General features: G+C 67.2%; 18 protein-coding genes and 1 pseudogene. 10 read left to right on the top strand and 9 right to left on the bottom strand.

The features are described 5' to 3' along the window. Positions 1–791 (top strand): IS5 family transposase gene (locus BLR04_RS38845; protein ID WP_218129343.1). Its coding sequence is split into 2 segments (ribosomal slippage), with 792 coding nucleotides annotated over them: positions 1–331 and positions 331–791; the frame shifts between segments, so codons are not numbered across the junction. This gene is flagged as partial in the annotation. A 186-nt stretch (positions 792–977) separates the two neighbouring features. On the opposite strand, the gene BLR04_RS38840 is transcribed toward BLR04_RS38845, so the two are convergent. Together BLR04_RS38840 and BLR04_RS38830 are read right to left on the bottom strand one after the other, a co-directional pair. Beyond that, positions 978–2,438 carry a hypothetical protein gene (locus BLR04_RS38840; protein ID WP_090774166.1) on the bottom strand — a complete coding sequence of 487 codons (1,461 nt, stop codon included), beginning with the start codon at positions 2,436–2,438 and terminating at the stop codon, positions 978–980. A 938-nt stretch (positions 2,439–3,376) separates the two neighbouring features. Continuing rightward, positions 3,377–3,643: a site-specific integrase gene (locus tag BLR04_RS38830; protein ID WP_342672337.1), complete on the bottom strand. Its 267-nt coding sequence runs from the start codon at positions 3,641–3,643 to the stop codon at positions 3,377–3,379. Between the two features lie 469 nt (positions 3,644–4,112). Between BLR04_RS38830 and BLR04_RS38825 the strand changes: the two genes are divergently transcribed. Then, complete coding sequence (locus tag BLR04_RS38825) at positions 4,113–4,340, top strand: hypothetical protein (protein ID WP_090774170.1); 228 nt, start codon at positions 4,113–4,115, stop codon at positions 4,338–4,340. Between the two features lie 848 nt (positions 4,341–5,188). Next, positions 5,189–6,070: an SDR family oxidoreductase gene (locus BLR04_RS38820; protein WP_218129342.1), complete on the top strand. Its 882-nt coding sequence runs from the start codon at positions 5,189–5,191 to the stop codon at positions 6,068–6,070. 175 nt (positions 6,071–6,245) lie between these two features. Here the strand turns inward: BLR04_RS38820 and BLR04_RS38815 are convergent, their stop codons facing one another. Continuing rightward, on the bottom strand, positions 6,246–6,896 hold the full coding sequence (locus BLR04_RS38815; RefSeq protein WP_090774165.1) for a TetR/AcrR family transcriptional regulator: 651 nt from the start codon (positions 6,894–6,896) through the stop codon (positions 6,246–6,248). A gap of 132 nt (positions 6,897–7,028) precedes the next feature. Between BLR04_RS38815 and BLR04_RS38810 the strand changes: the two genes are divergently transcribed. From BLR04_RS38810 to BLR04_RS41155, 5 genes and pseudogenes are all read left to right on the top strand, one after another. Next, a complete protein-coding gene (locus BLR04_RS38810; protein WP_090774164.1) occupies positions 7,029–7,577 on the top strand; it encodes a carboxymuconolactone decarboxylase family protein in 549 nt (182 codons plus the stop codon). Positions 7,578–7,668: 91 nt separating this feature from the next. Beyond that, positions 7,669–8,316 (top strand): nitroreductase family protein, encoded by a 648-nt coding sequence (locus BLR04_RS38805; RefSeq protein WP_090774163.1) that lies wholly within the window; start codon positions 7,669–7,671, stop codon positions 8,314–8,316. A 14-nt stretch (positions 8,317–8,330) separates the two neighbouring features. Next, complete coding sequence (locus BLR04_RS38800; RefSeq protein ID WP_090774162.1) at positions 8,331–9,248, top strand: NADP-dependent oxidoreductase; 918 nt, start codon at positions 8,331–8,333, stop codon at positions 9,246–9,248. A gap of 14 nt (positions 9,249–9,262) precedes the next feature. Beyond that, a complete protein-coding gene (locus BLR04_RS38795) occupies positions 9,263–9,658 on the top strand; it encodes an MmcQ/YjbR family DNA-binding protein (protein WP_218129341.1) in 396 nt (131 codons plus the stop codon). A 237-nt stretch (positions 9,659–9,895) separates the two neighbouring features. After that, positions 9,896–10,001, top strand: a pseudogene (locus tag BLR04_RS41155) (IS982 family transposase); the annotation flags it as partial. A 12-nt stretch (positions 10,002–10,013) separates the two neighbouring features. Here BLR04_RS41155 and BLR04_RS38790 read toward each other — a convergent pair. After that, positions 10,014–11,690 carry a WD40 repeat domain-containing protein gene (locus BLR04_RS38790; RefSeq protein ID WP_143022431.1) on the bottom strand — a complete coding sequence of 559 codons (1,677 nt, stop codon included), beginning with the start codon at positions 11,688–11,690 and terminating at the stop codon, positions 10,014–10,016. A gap of 656 nt (positions 11,691–12,346) precedes the next feature. On the opposite strand from BLR04_RS38790, the gene BLR04_RS40290 reads away from it, so the two are divergent. Further along, entirely contained in the window at positions 12,347–12,814 is a 468-nt protein-coding gene (locus tag BLR04_RS40290) for an Ig-like domain-containing protein (RefSeq protein WP_143022430.1), read from the top strand. Between the two features lie 92 nt (positions 12,815–12,906). Here the strand turns inward: BLR04_RS40290 and BLR04_RS38780 are convergent, their stop codons facing one another. After that, entirely contained in the window at positions 12,907–13,503 is a 597-nt protein-coding gene (locus BLR04_RS38780; protein ID WP_090774159.1) for a CGNR zinc finger domain-containing protein, read from the bottom strand. Between the two features lie 162 nt (positions 13,504–13,665). Next, the gene (locus BLR04_RS38775; RefSeq protein ID WP_090774158.1) at positions 13,666–14,520 is read right to left on the bottom strand and encodes an MBL fold metallo-hydrolase; all 855 of its coding nucleotides are present in this window, start codon (positions 14,518–14,520) and stop codon (positions 13,666–13,668) included. Between the two features lie 426 nt (positions 14,521–14,946). Here BLR04_RS38775 and BLR04_RS38770 point away from each other — a divergent pair, with 426 nt between their 5' ends. Then, positions 14,947–15,480: a hypothetical protein gene (locus BLR04_RS38770; protein WP_143022429.1), complete on the top strand. Its 534-nt coding sequence runs from the start codon at positions 14,947–14,949 to the stop codon at positions 15,478–15,480. A gap of 51 nt (positions 15,481–15,531) precedes the next feature. Here BLR04_RS38770 and BLR04_RS38765 read toward each other — a convergent pair whose 3' ends face one another. The 3 genes from BLR04_RS38765 to BLR04_RS38755 are packed head-to-tail and all read right to left on the bottom strand — an operon-like array spanning position 15,532 to position 19,448. Beyond that, the gene (locus tag BLR04_RS38765; protein WP_090774156.1) at positions 15,532–16,593 is read right to left on the bottom strand and encodes an S-methyl thiohydantoin desulfurase family protein; all 1,062 of its coding nucleotides are present in this window, start codon (positions 16,591–16,593) and stop codon (positions 15,532–15,534) included. Beyond that, the gene (locus BLR04_RS38760; protein ID WP_090774155.1) at positions 16,586–18,103 is read right to left on the bottom strand and encodes a hydantoinase/oxoprolinase N-terminal domain-containing protein; all 1,518 of its coding nucleotides are present in this window, start codon (positions 18,101–18,103) and stop codon (positions 16,586–16,588) included. The genes BLR04_RS38765 and BLR04_RS38760 overlap by 8 nt, the downstream gene beginning before the upstream one ends. 22 nt (positions 18,104–18,125) lie before the next feature. Next, the gene (locus BLR04_RS38755; RefSeq protein WP_090774154.1) at positions 18,126–19,448 is read right to left on the bottom strand and encodes a purine-cytosine permease family protein; all 1,323 of its coding nucleotides are present in this window, start codon (positions 19,446–19,448) and stop codon (positions 18,126–18,128) included. Between the last annotated feature and the right edge of the window lie 304 nt (positions 19,449–19,752).

The raw sequence follows: 19,752 nt of genomic DNA, 5'->3' as shown, positions 1-19,752 counted from the left end.
GACCGGCTGGTCCCTGACGAGTTGTGGGAGCTGTTCCAACGCGTGGTGCCGCCTTCGCCGACCCGTCCGCAGGGTGGTGGCCGGCGGCGGGCTGATGACCGTCTGATCCTGGCGGCGATCGTGTTCGTGGCCACCACCGGCTGTACCTGGCGTCAGCTCCCGCCCGTCTTCGGGGCCTCTTGGCAGACGGTGCACCGCCGCTTCGCCGAGTGGAGCGCCGCCCGGGTGTGGGCGAAACTGTATCGGATCATGCTGGACGAGCTCGGAGCCCGTGGAGAACTGGACTGGTCGCGGTGCGCGATCGACTCCGTCAGCGTCCGAGCGGCCAAAGGGGGGATCTGACAGGTCCGAATCCTGTCGACCGCGGCAAGAAAAGCTCGAAGATCCATATCATCACCGAGCGAACCGGCTTGCCCATCTCTGTCGCGATCAGCGCAGCCAACACCCACGACAGCAAGGCCCTGGAACCGCTCATACGCGGCATCCCTCCCATCCGCTCCCGACGCGGGCCACGCCGCCGCCGGCCCGGCAAACTCCATGGCGACAAGGGCTACGACTATCCCCACCTGCGGACCTTCCTCCGCAGCCGCGGCATCGTCCCGCGTATCGCCCGTCGTGGAATCGAGTCCAGCCAGCGCCTGGGCCGTCACCGCTGGGTGGTCGAGCGGACGTTCTCATGGCTGGCCGGAACCCGCCGATTACACCGTCGCTACGAACGCCGAGCCGACCACTTCGGTTCCTTCGTCGCGATCGCTGCAGCCCTCATCTGCTACCGCCGACTCACCAAATGAGACGAGGTCTAAGTGATTGACCGCTGTTGACCACCCTAACGGTCACTCACGGGACGTTCTCGGCACAGGTCGGGGCCGTTTCGCCTGGAGATCAGGCCGTTTTGCAAGCAGGATGTCAGGAGTTCAAATCTCCTAGGCTCCACCTTGGATAAGCCCCAAACCGATCTTGGTGCGGCGTGTTCGTGCTTAGAAGTCACGCCACTCATCGAACCAGTCAGCTGCCTTGGAGTCTGCGACGCCGAGCCGTTGTGCCAGAGCGAAGAAGGCGTCTGCGGCTTCTTCCCTCCGGAGTGTGTCGATGATCTCGAAGCGTTCGTCGATCGTGTTGAGCTTCTCGACCAGGTTCTGCAAGATCTGCTGCGCTGCGATGGCCGTGGCGGGATTGTCGACGGGCAGACGGTCGATGGCGCGAAGGGCGGATGTGTAGGCCTTGCACGCTGCTGCGCCGGCCCGCTCGTCGTCATCGACCCAATCGCGCAGCGGGTTGTCGATGTTGGCCGCCAGCCAGACGTCGGATTTGGCACCCCACACGGTCGCCTGCACAGGCGTGCTCCGGTAGCGGGCCATGAGCACTTCGGACTGGCTGCGCCGGATGCCGTTGACCTCCAGCAGGCGCATCGAGGTGGCGGGATGCGGTAGGGAGGACGCGTCTACGCCGTAGGCGTCGGTGAGCCGCAGGGTATGTAGCCGGGAGAAACCGCTCAGGTCGGAGGCGTCGAGGAGTCCGCCGTGCGGGCGGTTCCAGCAAATGTGCAGGCACTCCAGGTCCGTCAAGGCCTCAAAGGCGATCAGAGACAGGTCACCGGATGCTTGGAGGTTCAGGCGGCGAAGTCCGTGGAGGCCGTGCGGTACGGCACGCGCGGACGAGGCCATGCTCAGATGGATCCACCGCCCTTCCTCAGCCGCCTCGACGGCTTCGGGTGGCTCACCCGTCAGGTAGAGGTCGATGAGTCCGCGTGGCAGGCGCAGTCGTTGTAGCCCGGTGCCGGAGAGCTTCAGCGTGGTCAGGTGTGTCCTGCTCAGATCAATTGTGTGCGGCGGATCGTCCCAGACCAGATTTTGGATGATGGGATGAGTGGTGAGCGCATTGGTGAGGCCGCGATCGGGACCCGAGATTTTCAGGGTGGTCAGCTGTGGCAGCGCGTCCAGGGCCGGCCAGCGAACATCTGCGAGATGAGCAGGGATGGTGAGGTCCGACGTGGTGGCGTACATGGTCTGCGGCACGTCGCCGAGGTCGACCGTGACCAGGCCGTGGGTGGCGTTTCGATAGGCCGCCTTGGCCGCTGAGGGCACGTGGAGATTCCAGCGCCGCTGGTAGGCGACGCTTCGCGGGATGTTCTCCCAGATGCCGATGGCGTTCGTCTCAGATGGGGCGTCAGCGTGGACCGGAACCTGTCCGAGCCAGACGAGGTCGGGTGGTGGTGGAGCAGCGCTGTCGACCATGAGGGCATCCGGTTCTCCCGACCGGCTGTGATGGTCAAGGATCATCGGGGCGGCCAAGGCAAGTTCATCGAGTGTGGGCAGCACGTCGGAGTACCAGTCGAGTGTGCATACCGTCACGAAGCCTTTGCTGGCTCCGCTTACCTGGCACGCGCCGTAGCCGCCTAGCGGAAGGGGCATGGCCGCGACGTCTCCGGCCCGCAACATGGGTGGGATGCTACCGACCGCCTACGACAACTACAGTCCAGTCGCGGATGACGAGGCGAGCGCCGCAACGGGCCGTGATCGATGCAGTTCCCATGCCGACAGCACGGGAAGATGCTCCTCTGAGAGATCTCTGCGGCGCCATTGATAATCACATCGTCAGCGGACGTATCTTTCCGACCTTGATGATCATGCGGGACCAGTTCGGTGACTCGATTCATGAGGCTCTCGACAGTTTCGCCGAGCGCTACGAGTACCTCCGGGAGGTGCGGCCTGATGACTTCACAAAGTCTCGCGAGGAGTACGGGCGAGGCTTTACTCCTAGGAGATCGCCGGGTCGTGGCCGGGCCGGGTTGCAGTTTGGGTTGCAGTTCACTGCCGTATCAGGTCGTTCCAGGAAGACCGGCGACGGGTGTTGGTCCAAGCGGGACGGTCGTGAACGATGGTCTCCCGAGCTGCTAATGCGGTTTGGTAAACGCCACCGCGGGCGGCCGTCCAGTACCCCTTACGATCGCCGGGCGAGCGCCGGTCCGGGTTTCCTCGCTCGGCCCGGCCAGCGGGGGGGACGTGGCTTGGCGCCGTTGCGGGACATATGCGGGATGGCGCCAATGGCCAACCGGTTGTCCCACGGTTTCTGCGCAAGTTGGAAGGGCCATGAGCCTTTTGATCGGCGCTCTACTTCTAATCCGACGGTCGCAGGTTCGAATCCTGCAGGGCGCGCAACCAAGACCAGCTCAAACACCGCCTGAGCTGGTCTTTTGCATGATCGGCCCCGTTGGCCCGTAGGCAGCGGGAGGCCACAGAAAGCAGCCCTGTGCCACCGTTCACGGAACGTACGCGGAATGCTCGCAGCCACGTTTCCCAGGTCGGCGTGGGAGTTTCGAGGCTTGGAACGGCGGCAGGACCCCGAGGTGTTCCGGGGTCCTGCCGTAGCTCCTGCGTCACGCCGCGAGCGCTTCCAAGATGCGCTGGTTGGCGATCTCCTGTTGGCCGTCGACGCACTTGGCGTAGACCCGGAGCATCACGTCAACACCGTGCCCCGCTCTCTCGGCCGCTTCCGGGGCGTGCACGCCCGCATTGAGCCAGAGCGAGACGGCAGCGTGCCGAAGGTCGTACAGCCGGCCTGCCAGGGGGGCGACCTGGTCGGGCGTGAAGGCGTACGTCCGAGCTTCCTGCCAGACCTTCGCGTACGCCGAGCCGGAGATCACGCCGCCCGTGCGCGTACGGAAGAGCCGGCAGTCCTCGCCGACTCCGAACGCCGCGACGGCCGCCGGGGGCCGTTTCCGTCGAGGCGCTGCACCGGCGTGGCCTCATAGCCGCCCAGGACAGTCCTCGAAGCCAGCCGGGACAAGCCACTGCCGGACTGGGCGGTGAGGGCGTTCACCCAGCTGGCAGAGGACCCGCTACATCCGTCTCGATCGCCAACTTCAAATCAGCCAGCGTGACGGCGATGGTGTGGCTGGCGGAGCGTCGCACTATGAGGGTGGACGCAACCAGCCCTCACCTGCCGTGATCCTCGCAGTTCCCGAGCTGGCAGCGCGGGTTCAATTGCCGTCACCCGATCCACGTGCGAAGGCCCAGGTCAGGACGCTGATCCAGACTCGCGCCTTGGTCATTTGCAGGGCTATGACCGTCCCCCGTCGCGAGCGTTCTCGCAGGCGGCACATACTGGTAAGGATGAAGTCAGCCAGCGGCGCGCCCCGCCGCCACTTGTCCACAAGTCCCTTCAAGCCCCCGCCCCCCGAACCGCCTGCCGAGCGGTTCAGCGTGAACGACCAAGTGACCCATGATCGGTATGGTCTCGGCGTCGTCATCGCTGTGGAAGACGAGATCGCCGTGGTCGTCGATTTCGGATCGCGGCAGGAACGAATCACTACACCGTTCAACAAGCTGTACAAACTTTGAGACCGTTGTCACACAGGGAAAGCACACGGCGCGAGCACATCCACGCCAGCGTCTAGCTCGGCCGAGCCGGCGTCCACAGGACCGTGTGGAGAGGTTCCTTCCTCGGCTCGGCCATAAGAGCATAGGTGTGCCGCAAGGAAGCAGAAGCCATGCCCTGTACCCCTTGCATGCCCGTCAGTGATGGAGACCAAGAGGGATCATAGGGAGCCGTGGCTACTCGATAGGCGTCGCGGGATATGCACGGGGATGATCTCCGTCTTCGGCTGACCCCCGACGCCTCATTCCGCAGATCAGAGGCTGTGCGAAGCCCATGAAGGGTTATCCACTTCTGATCCGACGGCCGCAGGTTCGAGTTGATCGTGCTCTGACTGTGGTTATGGGGGATCGGATGCGCCCTGGCAGCTTGCTGGTCCCTGTCTCGGCCCGGCAAGCGCGCCCGGCAGCCCGCATCTGCCAGATTCATCACCAGATTCCTGAGTGCCTGGATGACTCGGTTGGCCGGTCGGCGATGAGATCGCCGGCCAGTAGGGCGTCGGCCTGAGAGTGCAGGAATTCGGCCCATGCGGTGGAGGCCCGTTCGGGCGTCGGTGCCTGTTTGAGGATCTCCCAGACCGCGGGAGGCGTAGGCCAGGCGAAGGAGCACGGCCGACCGTGCAGTCGCACGCCGGAACTCGCGCACAGCGCTGGCACAAAGGTATGGACTGCAAAGTCCATTCAAAGGCGACCTGTGTCAGATGGGGCTGGTGAGACAACCCGGTGTTATGCAGGGGACACTCGTTCGTCGAGATGACACGATCTGCGGCGTCGGCCTCGAGAAGTTGGACGATATAGTCCAGTAGAGGCCCTGGGTGGACCAGCTGGACGTCTTGCGCATCCTGAACCTGCCTTCGGTGGTTTTCGGCAAGTTCTCCTGCGCGCCCGGCACCGACGCGATGCCATCGGCGCTGCCCGGTCGAGCCAACAACGAAGAGGGAGTGATGGTCATGTCGGTACGTACAGCCCTGATCACGGGCGGCACCAGCGGGATCGGGAAGGCGGCCGCGCGGACGCTGCACGAGCGCGGTTACCGCGTCGCTGTCACCGGACACCGTCAGGAGAGCGTCGCTCGGGCGCGGGAGGAGTTGCCCGACGATGTCCTGGTCCTGCAGGCCGACGCGCGGTCGCTCTCGGACACCGACCGGGTCATGTCCGAGGTCGAGGCGCGATTCGGCGAGCTGACCACGCTGTTCCTGAACGCCGGCGTGAACCATCCGATGACGCTGGAGACCTGGGACGAAGCCGGGTACGACGAGGTGTTCGCCGTCAACACCAAAGGGGTGTTCTTCACCCTGGCCAAGGCGTTGCCGCTGCTGTCCGACGGTGCTTCGGTGATCGTCACCGCGGGGATCGGGGCAACGCGCAGCCTGACCGGTAGCTGCGTCGCTGCCGGGTCCCACGGCGCGATGCTGGCCATGATCCCGACGCTGGCCCTTGAGCTCGCGCCGCGCCGCATCCGCATCAACGCGGTCAGCCCGGGAATGACCGACACCCCGATGACGCGGGCATCGATCCGGACGGCAACCGAAGACGTCGCAGGGACGATGAAGGCGATGGCCGAGCACAACCCGTTCGGTCGCCTCGGGACGCCGGAAGACGTCGCCGGGACTGTTGCTTTTCTGGCTTCGGACGACGCTGCGTACATCACCGGGCAGGAGATCGTCGTGTCCGGAGGGGCAGGCTTGGCCATCTGACCGAATCGTCACCAACGGCAGTGCGGTGCCGGCCGAGTGGACCGAAGCCGGCCGGTGCATGGGCCTGGACGTGCCGGCCGAAGCCCGGGTCGGGCTCGTCGCCGGCGACACTCCGGCTCGGAGTGCGCAGACGCTTACCCCTCCACCCGTGGAAACAGGATCGCTCGAGATCGATTCATGCACCACGTCCGTCGGTGTCGGGAGAGGTCGCGAAGGTCTGTACGTGGTCGATGGCTGTCTGCAATGCGTCCTTCAGTGGAGTGATGTCCCGTGCGACCTGGGAGAGGAGCATGCCGCCCTGGAAGGCGGCGAGGAGCAGGTTGGCCAGCTGAGTGGGATCCGCTTCGGCGCTGAGGCGGCCGAGTCGCTGCATGCGTTCGATTCCGTCGCGGAAGACGCTCCTCCACTGGTCGAACGAACTCGCGAGCTCGTCGTGAACGTCAAGGTCCGTCTTGATGATCTCGCTCGCCAGGGAGCCGAGGGTGCAGCCTTCCTGGTAGGCGCGCTCGTAACTGACGTAGAAATCGGCCCATGCTCGAAACGCGTCGAAGCTGTCGAAGCGGGTGAATCGTTCACTGCGGTGGAGCGTGAGAACGCGCTCGGCCTGCCAGCCGATCACGGCAAGGACGAGACTCTCCTTGGTCGGGAAGTAGTGGTTGAGCTGCGATCCGCTGACGCCGGCGGCGCGGCGGAGCTGTTCGTTGTTCGTCGCGTGGACGCCCTTGGTGTAGATGAGCTCCGCGGCCTGCTCCAGAATCCGGGCCCGCGTCGCCTGTCCCTTGGACGTGAGCTTGTGGGGCGGCGGAGCCGTAGTCGTCGTGGTCATGCTTCACAGTACCTCAAATTGGGCTTGACAGCCCAGAGGCGAGTAGTGTTCACTCCTGGGAGTGGGCCGGACAGCCCAAAAAATGTGCCGGGTCCACGACCACTCACACACTCACCGGAAGGCTGCTTCGCCATGTCACGACTGAACGCTCCCGAGTACGGCGATGTCCCCGCCCACGTGCGGAACACCCTCGACAAGGTCGGCATGCAGTTCGGCTTCGTCCCGAACATGTTCGCGACTCTCGCGTCGAATCCGGCCGTTCTCGACGTCGTCATGACACTGCAGGGCTCCTTGGCCCGGGTGCTGGACGCGAGGACGCGGCACACCATCGCGCTCGCCGTGTCGGAGGCCAACGGTTGCGACTACTGCCTGGCGGTGCACTCGTACGTGTCGTCCGAACTCGGTGGCATGTCGAGCGACGACATCGACCTGGCCCGGGCCGGGAGCTCGATCGATCCCAAGCGCGCCGCGGTCGCTCGATTCGCTCAGCAGGTGGTGGAGAGCCGCGGTCGGGTGAGCGACGCCGACCTGGCCGCTGTGCGAGGCGCCGGGTACACCGACCCGCAGATCCTGGCGATCGTCACGGTCGCGGTGCAGGCCCTGCTGACCAACTTCATCAACAACGTCAACCAGACCGACATCGACATCCCCGCCGCCAGCCCGGTCGGTACGCAGGGATGAGCCTCGGCGTCCCGCCGAGCCGCAGGGTCAAGCGCTCCAGCGCGCGAACCACCGTCCACACCCACTCATCGCAGAAGGAAGGCAGATCGACATGGATCTCGACAAGCTCATGAGCAAGCACCTCACCAGGTACTTCGACCCCAGCAGGACCATTCCGGAGGAGACCCTTCAGCAGCTGCTGAGGTTCCTGCGCTCCACGCCGACATCGGTGAACGTGCAACCCAACCACTTCTACGTTCTCGCCACACCAGAAGGCAAAGAGCGGCTCGCCGCCAACCTGGGCGAACGATTCAAGGACAACGCGGAGAAAGTCTTGAACGCGTCGCACACCATCATCCTCACCACCCGGGCAGATGTGCCTGACAGCCACCTCGAGGCGGTGTTCGCGAAGGAGAGGGTCGACGGCCGGTTCCCTGACCTGTCGAAGCAGGAGCTGTGGGAATCGATGACCCGAGACTTCCTCAGCCTGCGCAACTACGCCTACAAGGACGTGAACCACTGGATGGAGAAGCAGACGTACATGGCGGTGGGCCTGACCATGATGGCGGCCGCCGAGCTCGGCGTCGAGGCCACCCCGCTGGAGGGGTTCGACCCGACCAGTGTCGACAAGGCGTTCAAGATCCGCGAGACCGGACACAGCACGACGGTCCTGCTGGCCCTCGGCTACCCCGACCCGAAGAAGGTGTACCACAACCCGATCTCGCGATTCGACGCCGACCAGCTGTTCACCTTCATCTGAGAAAGGACGATCCAATGAAAGCCATCGTCGTAACCGACCCGGCCGCGGGAATCGCCGGGATGACGCTGACGGAGCGGCCTGAGCCGCAGGCGGCGATCAACGACGTCATCGTACGGATTCATGCATCGGGATTCGTCCCGACCGAGATGGAGTGGCCGTCAACCTGGACCGATCGGGCCGGCCATGACAAGACACCGTCGATCCCCGGCCACGAGCTGGCCGGAGTGGTCTCCGCCCTCGGCTACGGCACGACGGGGCTGTCGGTCGGGCAGCGGGTGTTCGGCCTCGCCGACTGGCACCGCGACGGCACCCTCGCCGAGTACGTGGCGATCGAAGCACGCAACCTCGCACCGCTGCCCGGCGACGTCGACTTCGTCGTGGGGGCGTCCCTGCCGATCTCAGGACTGACCGCGTGGCAGGGGCTGTTCCAGCACGGCCGCCTTCAGGCCGGACAGACCATCCTCGCCCACGGCGCAGCCGGGGCGGTCGGGACGATGGTGACCCAGCTCGCCCGTGAGGCCGGCGCCTACGTCATCGGCACCGGACGCGCCGCCGACCGTGACAAGGCACTCGACTTCGGCGCGCACGAGTTCGTCGACCTCGAGAACGACGCGCTGGAGGACGTCGGGGCCGTCGATCTGGTCTTCGATGTCATCGGCGGCGACGTTCAGCGGCGGTCCGCTGCCCTGATCAAGCCCGGAGGGACGCTGGTGTCCGTCGTCGGCCCGGTTGAGGCGCGGCCCGATGACGGCCTGGCGGTGGACTTCGTCGTCGAGGCCGATCGTGCCGAACTGGTCGAGATCGTACAGCGGGTGCGGGACGGGCGGCTGCGGACCAACATCGGTGACGTCGCGAACTTCGATGACGCCATCGGTGCCCTCAACCCGACCGCGCGCCGCAACGGAAAGACCGTCATCCGCGTACGCCCGTAGGGAGCGGATGTTCGATGGAGGAGCTGAGCACCTTGGACGGACAGGAACTGCAGAAGACGGCGGGCGACCACGGCGTGGGGCTGCCCGGAGCTGACCTGGAGCAACGCCCCGACTGGCACCTGTACAAGGTGCGGGGCAAGGTCTTCATGCTCATGACCGACATGCCGGGGCACCCCGTCGTGATCCTCAAAGCCGATCCCGACGACGCCGCAGCCCTGCGCGAGCAGTACGCGGACATCACCGTCGGCTACCACATGAACAAGCGGCACTGGATCACGGTGGGCGGCGGGGGCACCGTGGACGAGAAGCTGGTGAAGGAGCTCGTCACCGACTCCTACCGCCTCGTGGTCAGCGGCCTCCCCCGGTCCGAGCAGCCCGTGGACCCGCACACCTACGCCCGCCGCACCTGACCACCAGCAGCGAGAAGCTCCAGGACACGGCACTCGCATCCCGTCCATGAGTGTGAGGGAAGTTCTCGTCCCGATCGCGGAGCAGAAAGCCCGGCCGGCAGCCCGTATCCATCACCAGTTTTCTGATCGCTTGGATGACCCAGCTCCCGCTCGTGTCGCCCGATCGTACGGGCGGCCGGCAGAAGCCCCCGTCTGACCTGTGCTTCTGCGTGGTGACGGGGGCTCCCGTGCCGGCGGGTCGTTCGGGTGCTGGTCCGCGCTCTGGCCCCGGCCCTCGGCGATCTGGTCGAACGACAGGACCGGCCAGCAGATCAAGCGGTCGTTGCTCGCCTACGACCACTGAACGTCAGCGGTTTCAATCACCGGCTCGCACAGTGACGGAATGGGCCTCAATCGTGCCTTCGGCGGTGTCGTCGCCGAGGAACACCACGCTGTACAGGTATTCGCCTTCTTGGTCGGGCGTGTCGCCGATCTTGAAGCCTCCGCTCGCGGCGACCTGCGTCGTGCCGAGTTCCGTGCTGGTGCCGTCAGGGTTGGCACGGATCACTGTCAGGGACGGGCTGGTGGTGGGTGCATGGTCTCCGAACTTCAAGGTTCCCCAGAGGTAGAGCCGGTTTCCGACGATCTGTTCTGTGTTGCCGTGCAGGGTGAGCGACGAGGACTGGCGGGCGACAGCAACGGACGCAGACGCCGTACTGCCGCGGACGGTGGCAGAGCCGGGCCAGCTCGCGTCGTAGCTGACCGTTCCGGCCTTCGGTGGGGTGTCGGTGATGGAGAAGGAGCCGTCCAGCTTCGTCTTGGCGTAGGGGAGTTGCGTGCTGGTTCCGTCCGGAAGACGGCGGGTCACCTTCAAGGCCCGTAGGCCTGGGTTCATTCCTTCAGGCAGGGTGAGCCGGCCGGTCAGTTTGACGGGTTCCAGCGCTGTCGCCTCTTCCGCTGGGGCCGACAGGGCCACGGACGAGGGCAGCAGGGCGGCGTCCTCCAGCCGCCACAGGCGCAGGTTGGTGGTGCCGGAGGTGTAGAGGACGCTGAAGACGCCGTTGCCGACGATGGTCATGGTGAGGATTCTGGGGGTGGGCCATCCGCTGGGGATCTTCTGCGTGTACGTGATGGCTCCCGTGGCCAGGTCGTACAGTTCGACACCTCGATCGCCCAGCCAGCCGCCGGCGAGGTGATCGCCATCCGGGCTGACGGCGAATTCGATCACCTGGCCCGGGGCCGCCGGGTTCTGGCCGTAGTCCCGGAGCTTCGTCAGGCTCGCGAGATCCCACGACTCGAGCCCGCGCGAGAATGCCAGAACAGCTGTGGAGCCGTCCGGGGTGATGGTGAGACCAGGCTGGGAGCTCGTGCCCGGGTCACCCCCGTCGATCTCACCGCGCAACGTAGCGGAACCGGTGCTCACGTCGTACACCGCGACATCGGCGGGAGCGGTGTCAGGAAGGTTGAGCAGCAGGGTGTTGCCCGCTACGGCAATCTTCGGTGTGGTGCCTTGTCCGGTCAGAACCGTTACCGGTTGCGGGTCCGGGGCAGCCACGTCGAGACGCGTGACGACACTACCGGCGTACGGGTCGCACCCATGGGCCGTCCACAGTGTCTGTCCGGACAGAGCCAGGTCGGTCAGGCACGAGTACGCCGTGAAGTCGATCCGCCGGGTGACAGCCATGGTGGCGGCGTCGATCTCCACGACCTGGTGTGAGTCCGACAGTGCCGCGTAGGCGTGGACGCCGTCCGGTGTCGCCACGAGCTCTTCCACGCCGGGGAGGTCGGTGACGGCGCCGAGCAGCACGCCTTCGGTATCAGTGATCAGGACGCGGTCACCGGCGGACACGAAGACCTTGTCTCCTCCTGCGGAGACCTCGCTGTGGTCGGCGATGCTGAGGCGAACGCCGAGGTCGGTCATCGAGTCGGCGGCTGAGGCAGCGGATGGCGCGGTGACGACGAGCCCGGCCGTCAAGGTCATGGAACCCAGCAGGCTGATTAATCGGCGAGCCGGCCGGTTGACGTCCGGCCGTTCAGTGGGTGACAAGCGCACGTGTACTCCGCTCCGAGCAGTACCAAGGACAGAAGAGAACGTCCTGATCAAGCCAGAGATCCGACTGACGGTCAAGATCATCAATGGGTCACCATGTGATCACGTGGTGCGGCCTCACCGGTTGGGCGATGGCGGCAACCGCGCGCGGTCGGGCGGCGGCCGAACATCGTGAGGGCGAACATCTCCGGCGGGGCCTTGCTGATACAGCCTGTACGATCCGCAAAGAATGTGACCTGAGCCGCTCGAGGCTCCCGTGGATTGAGCTGCAGGCTACCGGGGTTGCCCAGGTTGTCGCGAAGGTACCGTTCGCGCGGGGCGAGCGCCGGCCGGGCGCGCAACGCCCCGACGGTACGGCAGTTCGAGATTGTTCCGGTTCATCAGGCATAAGCCGCATAAGACATGCCCTTGCCGGCCGGATAACGCACGACAAGCTGACGGTCACATGAACGCGTACTCACCATTGGCGTTTCGTTTTGATCATCTCGATGTCGGCAGTGATACTTGCAGCTCGGTACGCGAAATCGTCGCTGGAATCCCGATATTTTATTGCTCCGAGCGGCAGGGGCGGAATCGTACGTGGCTCCGTCTCGTCGATCAAGCGATCAGGGGGAAATTCAATGAAAACTCGATACAGGAATCGACTGAGTGGGGCCCTCATGGTGCTGGGGGCACTGGCAGGAGCGGTGACCTGTGCTCCGCAGGCATCGGCCCAGACTCAGGCACCCACCACGACGACGCTGACCGCGTCGCCGTCGTCGGCCGCCATCGGGCAGTACGTGGTCCTGTCCGCCCACCTCAGCGGATGTGCCGACACCAGCACCTCCCTCGGGATGAGCTTCTTTGACGACGGCGATCTTCTGGCGACGGTGCCGATCGCCGCCAACGGGGACGCGTCGCTCATCAGGAGCTTCTCCACGACGGGGACGCACACCGTCACAGCCGTCTTCAACGCCAGCCCCGAATGCGCCGTCTCCTACGCCACCACAAACGTCGTCGTCACCGATTCCCCTGCTCCGCCTGGGCCGGGATTGCTCGGTCTCAACGTCGGCGACATCCATATCGGAGACACGAAGAACGTCACCGGCTCGTACAACAATTCAGCAGAAGTGAACTACTACAACTAGGAGCGGGACGAGGTATTTTCTGAAACTACGGTGCATTTTCCAGGGCTGAATCGCAGTGCGGCCGCTCGTCGGTGAGGCGGTCGCGTGGTCGCTCAGTGCGCCGACTCGCGTTTACGGGCTCGGGAGGCGCGGAGGTTGGCGGGGTTGCCGCAGGTGCGGGTGCTGTGCCAGACGCCGTTGTTGTTGCGGGTTCGGTCGTAGAAAGTGGCGACGCACTGGGGGTTGGGGCAGATCTTCAGGCGGTGCCAGGTGCCGTCCTGTTGGGCAGTGAGGCATTCCGTCAGTACCGCGGAGGCGACCCAGCGCCATCCTTCACCGGTGGGCGCGGTGACGAAGCGTGGCCCGGGGACGGTCTCGATCGTCACGGTGGCGGCGACGAGGAGGGTGGGGCGGGCGTCGGTGGGGTCGGAGATCAGGCGGCGGAGTTCCTCTCTCACTTCTCGCAGGTGGGGGAGGTCCTTCTCCGAGAGCGAGGGGCCGGACAGGTCGACGCCGTGGGCCTCGCCGAGCGACTTCACGGCCGCAGCCAGCCATTCCTGTGCGGAGGCGAGGTCGAGGAGCAGGTCCGGGTACTTGTGCGTGGGCGCCGGCAGGCGGTCGGAGGTGGAGTTCAGGAGGTCCTGGACGAAGGCCAGGCCCCCCGGGGCCGGGACCATCCCGGAGATGCGCTCCGTCGCGATCCACTGCACGGTGACGTACCTGCCTTTCGTGGTGACCGTCCTTTCAGGGTGACACAGGCGTGCTGGGCGGTCGGCGGTGGGATCTCCGCCGACCGCGCCCCCTGATCGGCGGCGCCTGAGGCCGGTATCTGGCGCGTCCCCCCGGCAGCGCCCGGTACCGGCCGTGGGTCATCACTTGTAGAGGGCCAGGGCTCCCGACCACAGGGCGCCGGGGTTCAGGCGCTCGGGGTAGCGGTTGAGCATGGCGTTGAAGAAGTCCAGGGCGTTGTCGTGAGCGGGGAACAGTTCGTCGGTGGCGCGGAGGTAGCCGCGGGTCTCGTCGATGGTGCGGTGCGCTTCGTCGTCGAGGGCCTTGTTCTTGTGGCCGGCGACGATCCAGCGGGCCTGGAGGCCTTCGACGATGTCGATGGCGGACTGCCAGAGGTCGCGACCGCCGTTCGCGGACTCGCCGAGGTGCTGGTGGACGCCGTTGTAGATGACGTCGCCCGCCACGACCAGCTCCAGATCGGGGACATGGAGGACGGAGGTGTCGTCGGTGTCGCTGTGGCCGACCTCCACGATGACCAGGTCGTGGCCTTCGAGCTGGAAGCGGTTGTCCGGCACGGTCTCGGCGTGGACCGGGATGGTCGGGATCTGCCCGGGGAATCCCTTGTCCCAGACCGCGGCGCGGACCTCGGCGGAGGCGTGGAACTTCATCTGCTCGATCGTCCCGGCGCCGGCGACGACCTTGGTGCCGGGGAACCGCTCCACGAGGGGGCCGGCGGCGAACCAGTGGTCGCCGTGTCCGTGGGTGACGACGATGTGGGTGAGGTTCTTGCCCGACTTCTCGACCCAGTCGCCCACGGCGACGGCCTGGTCGGTGGTCATCGGCGGGTCGACGAGTACGGCGTCGCGCTCGCCGTGCACCAGGGTCGTGGACAGCGGGGAGAACCTGCGACGGTCGCCGTTGGGGACCGGCTCGGTCATGTTCATCGGGATCGGGTCGGAGATGAAGACCTCGTAGCCGAGGCCGGCGTCGGTGGACATGGATCTTCCTTCGGTGATCGGTACGGGGTTGCCTCGGCCGTCGCGGCTGAGGCGCATGAGTGGTCCGGTGATGCACTCGCGTGTGGCCGGTGGCCACATGCGCTCGCGTGTCCGGCCGGTTGCCACGGCGCCGCCTTCGGTGGACGAGGGCGAGCCTGGGCATGGCGAAGCGCGCGCCGGCCGGAACCTGGCCGCTCAGGGGGTGAAGCGACCCTCTCGACGAGGGTGAGCCGGTTGGGCCCGTTCGTGGGACCCGGGCCGGCCCGGGATTACCTCCCGCTCGGTGACCATCGTCAGCAGGGGACCGGGACGAGCGGGGGAGAATGCTCGCTCATGACATGACCGTAACCGTTTTGCTAGTGTCATGCAAACGGCGAGGGTCGCCCCCAGCCGCTTTGTCGGTGGCGGGCTCTACGCTCGCCGCTCGTGAGCCCCTATGTGGAGACCGTCCGGCTGGAAGTGGACGTCGAGGACTGCGGTGCTGTCCGGCTGATGGACGGGGACGGCGACGCCGTGGGCGACGTGGTGGGGTCCGTCGCGCTCGTCACGGTGTGGAAGGTCATGGCTGAACTGGCGATCATGTATCAGCACGGCCGAGGCATCCCCTTCACGGTGACCGTCGCCGATCACGACCCGGGCGCCGACCTCGACGGGTACGAGGAGATCGTGGAGATCGACTTCACGTCGACGACCGGGGAGGTCTCCCTGCTCGGTTGGTGCATGGACTGGGACGACACGGAGCTGCGCCGTCTTCCCGCGCTGCCCGCCGGTCCGGGCCTGTACCGGCTGCGTTATCACGTCCGGAGCACGATCGAGGAGCACCTGTACACCGACGGAAACCACCACTACCTGCAGATCTGGCCCGCACAGCCGTCCCCGCCCGTCGTCGTCAAGGAGGGCGAATGGATCGCTCATGAGAACGCCGGGGCAGGTCGCGACATGGAAACGCCGGCGCTCTGATCAGAGCGCCGGCGCATGTGGTGTTCGTCGATGAGGGCGACCAGCGGATCGCTACGACGACATCGGCAGTGGCTGGTAGTCGCAGTCGTAGCCGAAGTAGCGCGGGCCCGCCAGGGCGAGGCCCCCCGGTGAGGTCCAGCGGGGGTCGCAGGGGACGCCGATGACGGTCACGCGCAGGCCGTACCGCATCGCTTCCGTCGTCACCGGCTCGCCCGAGTCGGTGTCGAGGACGCAGATCAGGTCCGGCGTGGTCGCCACGATCTCGCCGTCCAAGCGCGCCAGCAGGTGCTCGTTCTGGAAGCTGAGCTCCAGCACCCCGGTGCCCTCCAGGCGCGCCTGGCCGCGGGCGAAACCGCCGGTCGTGCGCCGCTCGACGTCCACCACCTTGCCGCGGAACAGCTCGACGCCCGACAGCACCTCCGTCGCCGCCGCCACCGGGTCGGCGTGCCGGGTCCGCGCCTCTCGCACCGCCCGGCCCAGGTCCTCCGCCAGCGTCAGGGTGGCAGGCACCAGCCCGTCGCGCAGCTGGTCGCCGCGCATCACCGTGTCGGCGCATGACACCTGGCAGCCCATCTGCACGCACGCGGCCCGCGCCAGCCGCTCGGCCCAGAGGTTCGAGACCGCGTTGAGCACCAGGGTGTTGCCCTTGTCGTCGGCCACCGCCATCGGCGTGTTCGACACCCCGATCAGCGTCGGCAGCACCATCTGCGCCTCGGGGAAGGCCCGGCCCATGGCGTCGCCGTCCACGATCGGCAGGCCGGCCTGCGCGGCCGCGGCGATCGGGATCATCGAGTTCACGCCGCCGATCTCGATCGGCACGATGTGCGTGGCGGGCCGGCCGAGCGTCGCCTCCAGCGCGCGCAGCGCGGCCAGCTCCTCGGTGCCCGCGGGCAGCTTCTCCAGCAGGACGGTCGGCGCGCCCATGCCGGAGATCGCGACCACGGTCGCGTCCGCGGGCACCTCGTCGATCGCCACCAGCGGCACCGGGCCGTGCTTGCGGATCGCCTCGCGGGCCAGCAGCTTGCCCGCGTACGGGTCGCCGCCGCCCCCGGTGCCGAGGATGCCGGCGCCGCGCGCCATGTCGTCCAGCCGGTCGGCGGTGATCTCACGCATCGATCTTCTCCAGGTCCAGGTCGCCGACCGCCTTCACCCTGATCCTGGTCGCGTTGCCAGGCAGGTAGGCGAGCGGCAGTTCTTCCACGTCCACGATCCGCACGCTGCCCGGGCGCGCCCCGGCCCGCTCGGCGCGGGCGATCGCCTCACCGCGGGCCTCCTCCAGCACCTGCTCGCGCGGGCCGGAGAACACCCGGTCCACCTCGCCGCCCACCTGGGCGATGGCCGCGCCGACCGCGTTGGCGACCTCGAAGTGGTCAGGACGGCGTACGTCGTCGAACCCCGGCAGCTCGTCCACCAGGATGCTGCCGCCGCCCACGAGCACCACCGGCAGCGGCGCGGGGGAGGTGCGCATGCGGTCGACCGCCTCCGCGACGCGCTCGGCGATGAGCTTGAGCGGCCGTTCCGGGCTCACGTGGGCGACTCGGGCGGGGTCACCGATCGAGGCCAGGCCGGCGGCCACCGCGAGGTCGGTCGCGGTGAGGGTGTCGCCCCCGAACACCAGCGCCTCGTCGGTCAGCCGGAAACCCACGCTGCGCGGCCCTGTCGTACCGTCGTCGGCCACGATCGAGCCGCCGCCGATGCCGATGGACAGCACGTCCGGGATGCGGAAGTTGGTGCGCACCTCCGCGACCAGCGCCTCGCCGGCGGCCTCGCGCGGGAACCCGCCGACGAGAATGCCCACGTCGCTGGTGGTGCCGCCGATGTCCACCACCGCGCAGTCGGTCAGCCCCGACAGGTACGCGGCCCCGCGCATCGAGTTCGTCGGGCCGGAGGCGAACGTGGCCACCGGGTACCTGCGGGCCTGCTCGACGTCCATGAGCGTGCCGTCGTTCTGCGACAGGAACAGCGGCGCCGTGATGCCCGCCACCCGCAGCGCCTCGGCGAACGCGGCCACCGTGTGGTCGGCCAGCGGGCGCAGCGCGGCGTTCACGATGGTGGCGCTCTCCCTGGCCAGCAGGCCGACCCGGCCGATCTCCGCGGACAGCGACAGGTGGACCTCGGGGCCCAGCTCGGCGGCCAGCAGCTCCGCGGCGCGCCGTTCGTGCTCGTCGCTGACCGGCGAGAACGCGGACGAGATCGCCACGGTGCGCAGGCCGCGCCGCCTGATGTCGTCCGCGACCCGCTGCAGTTCCTCGGGGTCGAGTTCGGAGATGGGCGTGCCGTCGTACTCGCAACCTCCGTGGCACAGGTACGTTGCGCCCTCCACGACCTGCCGCAACCGATCCGGCCAGTCAACCAGGGGCGGCAGCGCGGCCGTGGCGGGCAGGCCGAGCCGCACGATCGCGACCGGCTCCAGCCGGGCCGCCTCGACCAGGGCGTTGACGAAGTGGGTGGTGCCGATCATCACCGCGGACACCCGGGTGGCGCCGAGCGCCGTGAGGGCGGAGGCGATGCCGCCGGTGACGTCTTCAGTGGTGGGACGCTTGACGCCGGCCAGCACCTGGCCGTCGTCGCCGATGAGGGCGGCGTCGGTGTTGGTGCCGCCCACGTCGATGCCGATACGCATGAGGGAGCTTTCTGTCGGTCGTTCAGGAGGCGGTCGCGGGCTGTTCCACGGGGATCTCCCGCGTGCCGCGGACCAGGCCCAGCCGGCCGGCCACGATGTACGCGAGCCCGGCGAGCAGCAGGGAGTTCAGTGCGGGGATGCCGATCCACTGGTAGTGGTCGCTGAGCCACCCGACCAGCGCCGCGGCGGCCCAGATGACCAACGTGGCGGGCACCCAGGTCGGCTCGGTGTCGGGCAGCGCGCCGCGGGCGCGTGACTCGTCCAGCGCCGGCCGCCAGCGCCGCACGATGAAGTACTCGGCGACCATGATCCCGGCGACCGGCGGCGTGATGACGCCGAGGATCAGCAGGAAGTCGGTGAAGCGCTCCAGGATGCCGGCCGCCGCCAGCAGGCTGCCCAGCACGCCGATGCCCACAGTCACCGCGACCCGGTTCAGCCGCCGGCCGGTCGTCGACTCCACGGCGTTGAGCAGGCCGAGCGCGGCCGAGTACAGGTTCCAGTTGTTGATCTTGACGGTGGCGGAGATGAGCACGATCACGCCGACCACGCCGGAGGAGGCGGTGATGATCGCGATCACGTCCGACGACTTGACCGCGTACGCGAGCAGCACGCCGGCCAGGCCGAGGACGTACTCGCCGAGCGAGATGCCGACGAGGGTCTGCTTGACCACGTCACCGGTGTTGCGGTTGAACCGGGTCATGTCGGGCGTGGTCACCGCGCCGACGATGTACGAGCCCGCGACGATGGTGGCGCCGGTCGCGATGGTGATCGGCTCGCCGAACGGCGGCGAGGCCACCAGGGTGCCCAGGTCGTGCCGGGAGATCTCCACCCACATCGCCCATCCGGCCAGGCCGAGGAAGGCGGGCACGGTGATGAACGCGGTCATGCCCATCGCCTTGAACCCGCGTACGACGAGCAGCGTCACGCCGAGCCCGGCGACCAGCGCCCACACCGGAAGCGGCAGCCACGACATGATCGAGTGCAGACCGGAGGCGAACACCGCCGTCTGCACACCGAACCAGCCGAACAGGCTCAGCGCGATGATCACGCCGATGAGTGTGGAGCCGTAGCGGCCGAAGCCGGTCCAGCGGGCCAGCATCGAGGTGGACAGGCCCTCGCGCATACCGGCGATGCCCACGAAGATGCACACCACCTCCAGGATCACCGAGCCGAGCGTGAACGCCCAGAACGCGCCCCAGAACGACAGCCCGGCGCCCAGCGTGGCGCCGAGCAGGAACTGCGTGAGGTCGGAGAGCTGGCCGAAGCGCTGCACGGCCACGTTCAACCAGGAGTAGCGGGCGCTGGGCGGCACACGCTCCAGGGGATAGTCGGAATCGGTGGTCATGGGGGTTCCTAATCAGTTCTGGGAGTAAGCCATCCGGCAGACTCCTGGTGGTAGCCGCTGACAGGTGAGCACTCTGGGTTCCTGGACATCGAGTCCTGGTGAAAGACCGTGCCCCTGCCGGTCGGCCGGGAGAGTTGATCGCTGATGGGATGTCGTGCCTGCCCGCAGAGGCGTGAGCACTGCTTGATTAGGTCGCTGATGGTTCTCCCGCAGGCTGCTGAAGGTGATCGGCATCGAGAACGGGAGGACCGTTGCGACTGTTCGTGGGTGATGACTGGGCCGAAGACCACCACGACGTGGAGGT

The sequence above is a fragment of the Nonomuraea maritima genome (genome assembly GCF_900100395.1).
Lineage (GTDB): Bacteria > Actinomycetota > Actinomycetes > Streptosporangiales > Streptosporangiaceae > Nonomuraea > Nonomuraea maritima.
This window is presented reverse-complemented; position numbering and strand designations above follow the sequence as displayed.